Annotated in this window: 11 protein-coding genes; 4 read left to right on the forward strand and 7 right to left on the reverse strand. The window is 67.3% G+C overall.

Annotated features, from left to right (window positions below; translation table 11 throughout):
- Nucleotides 1-2: 2 nt before the first annotated feature.
- From leuA to C1I89_RS11825, 3 genes are all read right to left on the reverse strand, one after another.
- Nucleotides 3-1,715, reverse strand: coding sequence for a 2-isopropylmalate synthase (gene leuA, locus C1I89_RS11815; RefSeq protein ID WP_102772978.1), 1,713 nt, complete (start codon nucleotides 1,713-1,715; stop codon nucleotides 3-5).
- A gap of 404 nt (nucleotides 1,716-2,119) precedes the next feature.
- Nucleotides 2,120-3,100, reverse strand: coding sequence for a tripartite tricarboxylate transporter substrate binding protein (locus tag C1I89_RS11820; protein WP_102772979.1), 981 nt, complete (start codon nucleotides 3,098-3,100; stop codon nucleotides 2,120-2,122).
- A 170-nt stretch (nucleotides 3,101-3,270) separates the two neighbouring features.
- The gene (locus C1I89_RS11825; RefSeq protein WP_102772980.1) at nucleotides 3,271-3,891 is read right to left on the reverse strand and encodes a hypothetical protein; all 621 of its coding nucleotides are present in this window, start codon (nucleotides 3,889-3,891) and stop codon (nucleotides 3,271-3,273) included.
- A 16-nt stretch (nucleotides 3,892-3,907) separates the two neighbouring features.
- On the opposite strand from C1I89_RS11825, the gene rpoN reads away from it, so the two are divergent.
- Together rpoN and C1I89_RS11835 are read left to right on the forward strand one after the other, a co-directional pair.
- Nucleotides 3,908-5,335 carry an RNA polymerase factor sigma-54 gene (rpoN, locus tag C1I89_RS11830; protein WP_440130633.1) on the forward strand — a complete coding sequence of 476 codons (1,428 nt, stop codon included), beginning with the start codon at nucleotides 3,908-3,910 and terminating at the stop codon, nucleotides 5,333-5,335.
- A 121-nt stretch (nucleotides 5,336-5,456) separates the two neighbouring features.
- Nucleotides 5,457-5,738, forward strand: coding sequence for a (2Fe-2S)-binding protein (locus C1I89_RS11835; protein WP_102772982.1), 282 nt, complete (start codon nucleotides 5,457-5,459; stop codon nucleotides 5,736-5,738).
- A 27-nt stretch (nucleotides 5,739-5,765) separates the two neighbouring features.
- Here the strand turns inward: C1I89_RS11835 and C1I89_RS11840 are convergent, their stop codons facing one another.
- The gene (locus C1I89_RS11840; protein WP_102772983.1) at nucleotides 5,766-6,623 is read right to left on the reverse strand and encodes a LysR substrate-binding domain-containing protein; all 858 of its coding nucleotides are present in this window, start codon (nucleotides 6,621-6,623) and stop codon (nucleotides 5,766-5,768) included.
- A 113-nt stretch (nucleotides 6,624-6,736) separates the two neighbouring features.
- On the opposite strand from C1I89_RS11840, the gene C1I89_RS11845 reads away from it, so the two are divergent.
- Nucleotides 6,737-7,645 carry a DMT family transporter gene (locus C1I89_RS11845; protein ID WP_102772984.1) on the forward strand — a complete coding sequence of 303 codons (909 nt, stop codon included), beginning with the start codon at nucleotides 6,737-6,739 and terminating at the stop codon, nucleotides 7,643-7,645.
- A 228-nt stretch (nucleotides 7,646-7,873) separates the two neighbouring features.
- Entirely contained in the window at nucleotides 7,874-8,350 is a 477-nt protein-coding gene (bfr, locus tag C1I89_RS11850; RefSeq protein WP_102772985.1) for a bacterioferritin, read from the forward strand.
- Between the two features lie 69 nt (nucleotides 8,351-8,419).
- Here the strand turns inward: bfr and C1I89_RS11855 are convergent, their stop codons facing one another.
- The 3 genes from C1I89_RS11855 to C1I89_RS11865 all read right to left on the reverse strand — a co-directional run.
- Entirely contained in the window at nucleotides 8,420-9,100 is a 681-nt protein-coding gene (locus C1I89_RS11855; RefSeq protein ID WP_181390938.1) for a hypothetical protein, read from the reverse strand.
- 24 nt (nucleotides 9,101-9,124) lie between these two features.
- The gene (locus C1I89_RS11860) at nucleotides 9,125-10,732 is read right to left on the reverse strand and encodes a peptide chain release factor 3 (RefSeq protein ID WP_102772987.1); all 1,608 of its coding nucleotides are present in this window, start codon (nucleotides 10,730-10,732) and stop codon (nucleotides 9,125-9,127) included.
- A gap of 108 nt (nucleotides 10,733-10,840) precedes the next feature.
- The coding region (locus tag C1I89_RS11865) for a LysE family translocator (protein WP_102773513.1) at nucleotides 10,841-11,462 on the reverse strand (622 nt) is incomplete at its 5' end.

Below are 11,462 nucleotides of genomic sequence, written 5' to 3' on the forward strand. Positions count from 1 at the left end.
GATCACGCGGTCTCGGCAGTCTCTTGCTCGGTGGTGGTCACGGCGCCGGCGTTGATGTGGCGGTTGACGGCGCTCAGCACGGCCTGGAACGAGGCCGTCACGATGTCGCGGTCGATGCCCACGCCGAAGCCCGTGCCGGAATCGCCCACGCGCAGCTCCACGTAGGATGCGGCGCGGGTGTCGGTGCCGGTGCCGATGGCGTGCTCATGGTAGTCCATGATGCGCACCGGCACGTCCAGCGCCGCCACGAAAGCCGAGATGGCGCCGTCGCCCTTGCCGGTGACGACGCGGCGTTCGCCGTTGTATTCCAGTTCGGCCTCGATGCTGAAATGCTGGCCTTCGCCGGCGGCCGGGTTGCCGTCGATGCGGTGGCGCACCAGCTTCCAGGGCGCCTTCTGCTCCAGGTATTCGCGGCTGAAGATGGTGTGCACGTCGTCGGCGGTGACCTCGCGGCCGGTCTCGTCGGTCACGCGCTGGATGGCGCGGCTGAATTCGATCTGCAGGCGGCGCGGCAACACCAGGCCGTGCTCCTGTTCGAGCAGGTACGACACGCCGCCCTTGCCCGACTGGCTGTTGACGCGGATCACCGCGTCGTAGCTGCGGCCCAGGTCGGCCGGGTCGATCGGGAGGTACGGCACTTCCCACACGGCGTCGGGCTGCTGCTGGGCGAAGCCCTTCTTGATGGCGTCCTGGTGCGAGCCGGAGAACGCGGTGAAGACCAGGTCGCCGGCGTACGGATGGCGCGGGTGCACCGGCAGCTGATTGCAGTACTCGGCGCAGCGGCGCACTTCGTCGATGTCCGAGAAATCCAGGCCCGGATGCACGCCCTGGGTATAGAGGTTCAGCGCCAGCGTGACGAGGTCGACGTTGCCGGTGCGCTCGCCGCTGCCGAACAGGCAGCCTTCGATGCGGTCGGCGCCGGCCATCACGGCGAATTCGGCGGCGGCCACGGCGGTGCCGCGGTCGTTATGCGGGTGCACGCTGAGCACGATGCTGTCGCGGCGCGCCAGGTTCTTGTGCATCCACTCGATCTGGTCGGCGTACATGTTCGGCGTGGTGGCCTCGATGGTGGCCGGCAGGTTCAGCACCATCTTGCAGTCCGGCGTGGGCTCCCATACGTCGGCCACGGCGTTGGAGACTTCCAGCGCGAATTCGGGTTCGGTCGTGCTGAACACTTCCGGCGAGTACTGGTAGCGCCACTTGGTCTCGGGATGCTGGGCCATGTACTGCTTGACCAGGCGCGTGCCGGTCGTGGCGATGTTCTTGATCTCGTCCTTGCTCATGTTGAACACGACCTTGCGGAACGCCGGCGCGCAGGCGTTGTACAAGTGGACGATGGCCTGCTTGGCGCCGGCGGCCGATTCCACCGTGCGGCTGATCAGGTCTTCGCGCGACTGCGTCAGCACGATGATGGTGACGTCGTCGGGAATGCGCTTTTCGTCGATGAGCTTGCGCACGAAGTCGAAGTCGGTCTGCGAGGCCGACGGGAAGCCCACTTCGATTTCCTTGAAGCCGATCTTCACCAGCTGTTCGAAGAAGCGGAGCTTGCGCTCGACGCTCATGGGCTCGATCAGGGCCTGGTTGCCGTCGCGCAGGTCCGTGCTCATCCAGATCGGCGCGGCGGTGATGCGGCGGCTGGGCCAGGTGCGCTCGGAGAAATCGCGGGCAAACGGCGTGAACGGGACGTACTTGGTGGCGGGGTTGGCAAGCATCATGACTACACCTCGATCGGTTTCTTTTGAATCCCTATCCGGAGTCGTTCCGGAAGCTGCGCGGCCGGTTTGCGGCGTGCTGCGCGGGTTTGCCTTGACGGGTTCACCGTCGTCGTCTGGCTGGATTCAGAGATAAAAGGGAAAAATCGCGTGTGGCAAGCGTGGCTGCCGAGCTACCACGGGGACACTAGGCCCGGCAACCGATCGGTAGGTATAGCGATAGCGCGATGGAGGAGGTGCGAGCGCGCAGGCCGGCAACCGGAGCGTTAAAGCGTCCGATAGCAATCGCGAGGGGGTTGCGGTAAGCGGCCATAGGTTGCTAGTCAAACATATTTTTTCGTGCAGCGCAAACAAAATACGATGAAAAAGCCGGGGACGGATGGATCCCCGGCTGTTTGCGCGGCCGTTTATTGCGTCTGCATGTGGCCGTTCTGCACGACCTTGCCCAGGCGTTCGCGTTCGTTGGCGGCGAATTCGGCGAAGCTGGCGCGCGAGCCGCCGCCGGGCTCGATGCTGCTCTGGCGCAGCGCGTCCCGCACCTCGGCCGTCTGCAGCGATTTGTCCACCGCGGCGTTCATGCGGTCCAGCACGTCGGCGGGCGTGCCGGCCGGGGCGAACAGGCCGGCCCAGTGGCCGATGCGCACGCCGGGAAAGCCTTGCTCGGCCGTCGTCGGGATGTCCGGCGCGCTGGCCATGCGCTTGTCCCAGGTGGTGGCCAGGGCCTTGAGCTTGCCGCTCTGGATCAGCGGCAGCGTGACGATGCTGGCCTCCGAGGTCGCGTCGACCTGGTTGCCGACCACCGCGGTCACGCCCTCCGAGCCGCTCTTGTAGGCGATGGGCTCGACCGGCAGGCCCGAGGCTTCCTTGAGCATTTCCGCGACGAAATGCGGCGTGCTGCCGTTGCCCGCGGTCGAGAACGTGATGCGGTCGGTCCTGGCCTGCTTGGCGCGGGCCACGAAGTCCTTGAGGTCCTTGGCCGGATTGGACGGGTTGGCGACGATGACCGAGGGCGTGATGGACAACAGCGCGACCGGGGTCAGCATGTCGTCCTTGTAGGGCTGGTCCGAGCGGATCAGGCTGTTGGTGACGGTGCCGTTGCTGCCCACCAGGTAGGTGTAGCCATCGGCCGGGCTGCGCGCCACGTGCGCCGCGCCGATCACGCCGCCGGCGCCGGGCCGGTTCTCGACGATCACGGGCTGGCCCAGTTGGGACCCGACCGCCTTGGCGATGATGCGCGCGACCAGGTCATTGGCGCCGCCCGCCGTGAACGGGGCGACGAAAGTGATCGGTTTGTCGGGCCATTCGGCGGCTCCGGCGGCGCCGCAGGCAAAGGCGGCCGAGCAGGCCAGCAGCAGGCCGGCGGCGTACCGGCTGGGAGAGAAATGCATGAAAAAAACTCCAGGGGGCGGGCCGCGCATCCGGCAGGTCTGCGCTGCCGGTCGGTTGGAGTCGATGCGAAGGCGGCCGGCGGTTATGCGAGCCTGGAGTCCGAGTATAGGAGCGGCCGGCTGGCGGCTGCCTGAAACGAACAGGCCGCCCGTGGGCGGCCTGCGCGGCTTCAGTCGGCGGGGCCGCCGATGCGCGGTTCGACGTAGTGGTCGGTGCGCGGCTGGCGGCGGATTTCGCCGGGATCGCGGCCGGCGGCCGCCGCCGGATTGTCCAGGATGGCGGCCTGGTCGGCCACCATCGCGATCTTGTCGATGCGGCGGTGGCGCAGTTCGGACAGCGAGCGGCGCAGGTCGCCGACGGTGAACGGTTCCTGGCGGTCGCCCCAGGTCCAGCGCAGCACGCCCAGGGATTCATCCGAGAGCTGCGGCGCCAGGCCGGCCAGCACGTCGGTGTCCACCGGCGTGGCGCTGCCGGCGGCCAGGCTGGCGGACAGCCAGGCGCGGACGGTGAAAAATACAATCAGAGACCAGATGGCGGCGACGGCCCACCAGAGGTAGGGGTTGACCTTCTGCACCATGTCCACGGTCGGCTGGCCCAGGCTGTGCAGGAAGTCATAGTTCATGCTGCGGCCGAATGCCAGTATCCACTGGGCGACCAGATACCAGATGACGAGGGCGACGGCGATGACGATCGCACGCACTATGAGTCGGGGTAGCGCCAGTTTGAGCAGGGTCTGGCCGATCAGGCGGCAGTCCTGGCGGACGCTTGCGGGCGAAGTCAGATTCATCATGCAAAATATTGTACCTATGACCCGTCCTATTTTAGAACTGCGACCCGGCCAGCATCTGACGCTGACGCCACAGCTGCAGCAATCCATAAGGTTGCTGCAGCTGTCCACGCTCGAGCTCGAAGCCGAGATTTCGCAGGTGCTCGCGGAAAACCCCTTGCTGGAACGCGACGAGGACCCCCAGCCGGCCGAAGCGCAGGCCGAGTCCGAGCGCGAGTCCTCCGTGCAGGACGACGAGCCGCCGCTCGAACGCGAAACGCCGGCCGAGGAAATGCCCGGCTCGGGCGGCGTCTATCCGGACGAGGACTCCTCCATGCCCGAGGCGGCCCGGCCCGACACACTGCGCGAATACCTGCTGGGCCAGCTGGTCCTGACCCGGGCGCAGGCCCGCGACGTGGCGCTGGCGGGGCTGCTGATCGACGAGCTGGACGAAAACGGCTATCTGGGCTCGCCGCTGGAGGAGATCCTGGGCTGGCTGCCGGCCGAAATGGAGCCCGACCTCGACGAGCTGAAGGCCGCGCTGTCGCTGCTGCAATCGTTCGATCCGCCCGGCATCGGTGCGCGCGACATGGCCGAATGCCTGCTGTTGCAACTGCGCAACCCCGATCTCGCCTGCCTGCCCGAGGCGGCCGACGCCGCCGTGCTGGACTGTGCGCGGCAAATCTGCGCGCAGCACCTGGCGCTGTTGGCTACCGGCAACACCGCCCGGCTGTGCGCCGCCGTGGGCTGCGACGAAGCCACGGTGCGCGCCGCGCATGCCCTGATCCTGCGGCTCGAACCCCGTCCCGGACGGGCCTGGACCGTGCCCGCCGCCGACTACGCGGTGCCCGACGTCATCGTGCGCAAGACCCGCCGCGGCTGGCAGGCCACCCTGAACAGCGCCGCCGTGCCGCGGCTGCAGATCAACGGGCTGTACGCCCAGATGCTGGGCAACCAGAAGGAATCGGCGCACGCCGGCCTGCAGGCCCAGCTGCAGCAGGCCCGCTGGATGATCCGCAACGTGGAGCAGCGCTTCGACACCATCCTGCGGGTGGCCCAGGCCATCGTGGAGCACCAGACCGCATTCTTCAGCCAGGGGCCGGGCGCCATGCGGCCGCTCATCCTGAAGGACATCGCGGGCGAGCTGGGCTTGCATGAATCCACGATTTCACGCGCCACAACACAGAAGTACATGCTCACTCCGTTTGGCACGCTGGAACTCAAGCGCTTCTTCGGCACGGGCGTGGCCACCGAGGGCGGGGACACCGCCTCGGCCACCGCGGTGCAGACCTTCATCCGCCAGATGGTGGCCGAGGAAAACCGCGCCAAGCCTTTGTCCGACAGCCAGATCACCCAAAAACTGGCCGATCAGGGGATCGTCATCGCCCGCCGCACGGTGGCAAAGTACCGCGAGGCGCTGCGGATCGCGCCGGCCGCGCTGCGCAAGGCCCAGGCCGCCGCCCGCTGAAATCAGGGACGGATAAATTCGAATTCGTCCCTGATTTCAAGCACTTGCGTGACACTTTGGTTGCAAATTTATTTACGCCTGGGACTTGTCAGTTATTGAATAATTTTCGATAATTATTCTCATGTACATTTGCGTATGTAATGCCATCACCGAACGCCAAGTCCGCGCCAGCGTGGACGCCGGCGCGACGACGCTTTCCGACCTGCAATTCGAGCTGGGCGTGGCCACGTGCTGCGGCTGCTGCGCGGCGACCGCCGCCGAATACCTGCCGGGCGGCCGCTGCTCCAGTGTGTGCGACGTGCGCTCGATTGCCGTTCCGGTCAATCCGCCGGCCACCGTGGCCGAACCGGGCGCGCCCGCTGCCAACAGCAGCTTCCCCATCGCGCTCGTCGCCACGGCTTAAACGGCGGATTCCTCTCCCGGCTCGCTGCTAGCTTGCGGCGGGCCGCGTCATTTCCTTCTCGCAAAACTCCTCGATCACCGTCGCCAGCCGGCGCACCGGCGCGCGTCCCGCGTCGGGCACGCACAGCGCCAGTTCGGTCGGCGGCACGCCGGGCAGCTCCGCATCGACGATGTGGTGGCCCGGCACGATGCAGCGCCGCTCCAGCAAGGCGATCCCCAGCCCGCCCTTCAGCGCCGCCTGCAGGCCCAGGAGATTCGGGCTTTCGTAGGCGATGCGCCAATGCCGGCCCGCGGCCTCCAGCGCGTGGATCGCCCGGTTGCGATAGATGCAGCCCTGCGGGAAAGCCACCAGCGGCACCGGCTCGTCGGCCGCCGGCGCCTGCGGCGTCCCGCCGATCCAGTGCAGATGTTCGGTCCAGGCCGCCGCGGCGCGGCCGACGCCGGGCTCGCGCTTGACCAGCGCCACGTCCAGGTCGCCGCGTTCCAGGCCGCGCACGAGCGCGGCGGTCAGGTCGCAGCGCACCGACAGCCGCACGCCGGGCTGCGAACGCGCGAATTCCGAAATCACGGCGGCCAGCGAGTCGGCGGCGAAGTCGTCGGGGATGCCCAGCCGGATCACGTCCACGCGCTTGCGGCCGCTGACCGCCTCGCGCACCTCGGTCGATAGCGCCAGCATGCGCCGGGCGTAGCCCAGTAGGCGCTCGCCGTCCTCGGTCAGCGAGACCTGCCGGCCTTCGCGCACGAACAGGGCGCAGTCCAGCGATTCCTCCAGCTTGCGGATCTGCTGGCTGACGGTGGACTGGCTGCGGTGCACGCGTTCGCCGGCCGCGGTAAAGCCGCCGGCGTCGACCACCGACACGAAACTATGGAGCAGATCGAGATCCATTGGCGCACCCGAAGCATCTGATTTTCAAATACTTTCGATCCGAATAAAGAGTTTGTCAATGGATCGGCCGCCGCGCAGAATCGCTCCATCGTTCGCGCTATTTCGGATCTCCCATGAAGGCCGTCTCCACCTTGTCCTCCAACGCCCTGCCCGCCGCGCCGGGCCTGAGCTGGCTGCCCATCGCGGCGTTCTGCCTGCTCTGGAGCTCGGCCTTCGCGGCCGCCAAGATCGCGGTGCGCGACTGTCCGCCGCTGACCTTGCTGACCCTGCGCTTCCTGATCGCCGGCGCGCTGATGCTGGGCCTGGCCGCGGCGGGCGGGCGCTGGCGGCTGCCGCCGGCGCGCGACCTGGCGGTTCTGGTGCTGCTGGGCGTGCTGAACAACGCCCTGTACCTGGGACTGAGCTGGTCGGGCATGACCACGGTGTCCTCGGCTTTCACCGCCGTGCTGATCAGCACCAATCCGCTGCTCATCGGCGTGCTGGCCGGGCCGGTGCTGGGCGAGCGGCTGGGCTGGCGCAAGCTGGCCGGCCTGTGCCTGGGGCTGGCCGGCGTGGCGCTGGTGCTGCGCTCGCGGCTGTCGGGCATGCAGGAAGACTTGCACGGCACTTTGCTGGTCACCGGCGGGCTGGCGGCGCTGGTGGCCGGCACGCTGCTCTACAAGCGCCTTGCGCCCGCCACCGGTCTGTGGACCTCGACCGGCATCCAGTCGCTGGCCGGCGCGGCCGCGCTGCTGCCGTTCGCGCTGGCCAGCGAGAGCCTGGGCGACGCGCACCTGACGGCCAGCCTCTTCTGGAGCATGGCCTACATGATCGTCGCCGTGTCGATGGGCGGCTACTACCTGTGGTTCATGATATTGGGGCGCGCCAGCGCCACCTCGGCCAGCGCGCTGCATTTCCTGATGCCGCCGCTGGGCCTGCTGTTCGGCTGGCTGGTGCTGGGCGAAGCGGTGTCGTGGCTGGACCTGCTGGGCATCGTGCCGATCGCCTTCGGCATCTGGCTGGCGACGCGGCGCGCCGGCTGAACTCCGCAGTGGCCGACCCGTATTCCGCGGGCCGCCAAGCCGCACGCATACTCATTCTCATTGGCCTATCGCTTTATGGTCGTGCTCCTAAAGCGGTTTACCAAATGCAGGGCAAAGGTAGCTTTGGCCACGTCACAAATGGTAGTCTGCCGGGGTTGCGTACGCGCGGCATCGTGCGCTCCTTTGTCGCGATGCATTCGCGTCGCGCCTGACTGCAAGGAGTCCATCATGAAAGGCGATAAAACCGTCATCCAGTTTCTGAACAAGCAACTCACCAACGAGCTGACGGCCATCAACCAGTATTTCCTGCATGCCCGCATGTTGAACCACTGGGGTTTCGACAAGCTGGGCAAGCACGAGTACGAAGAATCCATAGGCGAGATGAAGCATGCCGATCGTCTGATCGAACGCATCTTCATGCTGGACGGCCTGCCCAATCTGCAAGACCTGCACAAGCTGCTGATCGGTGAGGACGTGCCCGAGCTGCTGGCCTGTGACCTCAAGCTCGAACAGGCCGCCCAGGCCACCGTCAAGGAAGCGATCGCCCATTGCGAGTCGGTCCGCGACTACGTTTCTCGCGACCTGTTCCAGGACATCCTGGACGACACCGAAGAGCACATCGACTACCTGGAAACGCAGATCGAGCTGGTCGACAAGGTCGGCCTGCAGAACTACCTGCAGAGCCAGATGTCCGTGCCGGAATGATCGCCGCTCGCGGATAAGAAAATGGCGCCCGGTGGGCGCCATTTTTCATGGAGGGTCGGGTTCGCGCCGTCAGGGGCGGGCCGGGCATTCGGCCATGGTGCCCCAGGCGCGGTTGGGTCCGCAGTACTTGTTGCGCGCGGCCCAGGAACAGGAGGGGCGCTCGAAGAAGCCCTGGGTGGCGCAGTGCGCCAGTTCGCGCTTGAGGGCGTCCTGCCAGCCCGGCGCGCCGGGCGCCTGCGAGGAATTCGGCGGCGGGGGCGCCTGCACCATCTGGGTCGTGCCGTAGCCGCCGGCCTGCATCTGGCCGCCGTTGATGGCGGCGGAGGTGCCGGGGGCCTGCAGGTCCAGCGTGCTGACGTCCGACGGACCCGAGGGCAGCGGCACCTGCGAGTTCGCGGCGATTTCGCGGGCCTGTTCGGGGCTGATGCGCTCGCGCGAGATCTTCACGGAAGGATCGCTCACGCTGTCGAACAGCGACACCGTGTTGACCTGCCACTGCCGGTCGGCGGGCTTGTCCGGCACGCCCAGCGTGCCGTCGATGCGGGGCTGGGGCGGCTGCGCCACGTAGGGACGGCCATTGGCGTCCAGCACCGGCTGCTGCGAGGCCAGGGTGTCCTGGCCAGGAGCGGGCGCGGCGGTCGGCGCATGCGCCACCAGCCAGTCACCCAGTTGTATGCCGCCCCAGGCGGACGCGCCGAGCGCGACCAGGAGCGTTGCGAATAAAAAACGCCAAGACATTGCTACCCTCATCTGCCATGCGGAACCCCAACGGGCCTACGCTTTGTCTCCGAAAACCTTGCCGCCGTGCTCGCGCATGGCGTGGAATTTCACATCGGGATACAGTTCTTCGGCAACGCGCAATTGCGCGGGAGAACCGATCAAAAACGCCGCCGCATCCACCACATCATAGGCGATATGGGCTGCATTGGCATCCATGAACTTGCGCAGCGCCTTGGGGTTTTCAGAAGTAATCCAACGTGCCATTGTGTAGCGCGACGGCAGCATCCGGGCCTCCACGCCATACTCGGTCTTGAGGCGGTGGGCCACCACTTCGAACTGCAGCTGGCCGACCGCGCCCAGCAGCAGCGCGCCGCCGGCGGCCTCGGGCCGGAACACCTGGATGGCGCCTTCCTCGCCCAGCTGCGTCAGGCCCGTGCGCAGCTGCTTGGTGCGCAGCGGGTCCTTCACTTCCACCGCCTGGAACAGTTCCGGCGCGAAGAACGGCAGGCCGGTGAACTGCAGCGTCTCGCCCTCGGTCAGCACGTCGCCCAGCTGCAGCACGCCGTGGTTGGGAATGCCGATCACGTCGCCGGCATAGGCCTCGTCCAGCAGTTCGCGCCGCTGCGACAGGAAGGACACGACGTTGTTGGGCCGCATTTCCTTGTTGGTGCGCGCGACCTTCAGGCGCATGCCGCGCTCGAAGCGGCCGGAGCTGACGCGCACGAACGCCACGCGGTCGCGGTGCGCCGGGTCCATGTTGGCCTGCACCTTGAACACCACGCCGGTGAACTTGGGCTCCTCGGGCTGCACCTCGCGCTGCAGGGCCGTGCGCGGGCCCGGGGGCGGCGCCTGGTCGACCAGGGCGTCCAGCACTTCCTGCACGCCGAAGTTGTTGATGGCCGAGCCGAAGAACACCGGGGTCTGCTTGCCGGCCAGGAACTGGTCGCGGTCGAAGGCCGGCGCGGCTTCGTTGATGAGTTCGATCTCGCCGCTGGCCTGCTCGAAGGCCGAGCCGAAGCGCCGCGCGATCTCGGGATTGGTCAGGCCTTCGATGAAGTCGTCGTTGTCCGAGCGGCGCTCCTGGCCGGGGCGGAACACGCGCATGCGGTCGCGGCGGATGTCGAACACGCCGCCGAAGGCCTTGCCCATGCCCACCGGCCACGAGAACGGCACCGCGTCCATGCCCAGGTGGCCCTCGATCTCGGACAGCAGTTCCAGCGGCTCGCGCACCTCGCGGTCCATCTTGTTGATGAAGGTGATGATGGGCGTGTTGCGGGCGCGGCAGACCTGCAGCAGGCGGATGGTCTGCGGCTCGACGCCGTTGGCCGCGTCGATCACCATCAGCGCGGCGTCCACCGCCGTCAGCACGCGGTAGGTGTCTTCGGAGAAGTCCTGGTGGCCCGGGGTGTCGAGCAGGTTGATGACGCAGTCGCGGTACTCCATCTGCATCACCGAGGACGCCACGGAAATGCCGCGCTGCTTTTCGATCTCCATCCAGTCCGAAGAAGCGTGGCGCGAGGCCTTGCGCGCCTTGACGCTGCCGGCGATCTGGATCGCGCCTGCGAACAGCAGCAGCTTTTCGGTCAGTGTGGTCTTGCCTGCGTCAGGGTGGGAAATGATGGCGAACGTACGGCGCCGCGCAACTTCTTGGGTGATGTTCATGATCGGTGGATTTTACTCAGCGCCGTTGCATCGCCCGGCGCGGTCCGGTATCGGGCACGAAAGCGCGCGGGGCATGCGCCGTCGCCGGCGCATGCCCCGCGCAAGGGTTCAGGAATGGCGGCGGAACGAGGCCAGGAACACGCCGGCCAGGATGAACAGCGAGCCGAAGGTCCGGTTCATCCAGCGGATGTGCTTGGCGTCGCGCAGCATGCGCAGCACGCGCGCCGCCAGCAGCGTGTACACGCCCATCGCCACCAGGTCGGTGAACGCCAGCGTGGCCGCCAGCGCCGCGTACTGCGGCGTCAGCGGCAGCGCGGTGTCGACGAACTGCGGCACCACGGCCAGCAGGAACACCGTGCCCTTGGGGTTCATGGTGTTGATCAGGAAGCCGCGCAGCACCAGCTCACGCACCGAGGCCAGCTTGGGGTCGCCGGCGTCGACCGTGACCGGCGCCGCGTCGGTGCGGATCTGGCGCACGCCCAGGTAGATCAGGTAGGCCACGCCCAGGTACTTGACGACGTTGAAGGCCATCTCGGAGGTGGCCAGCACCGCGCCCAGGCCCACGGCCACGACCACGAACTGGAACAGGATGCCCATGATCAGGCCGGCCGTGTTCCAGTAGCCGCGCGCGAACCCGTACTTCAGCCCGGAAGACATGGCCGAGATCGCGCCCGCGCCGGGCGAGAACGAAATGGCCCAGGAGGCCAGGAAAAACGTCAACCAGGTGGAT

It is taken from the genome of Achromobacter pulmonis (genome assembly GCF_002885955.2).
GTDB lineage: Bacteria > Pseudomonadota > Gammaproteobacteria > Burkholderiales > Burkholderiaceae_B > Achromobacter > Achromobacter pulmonis_A.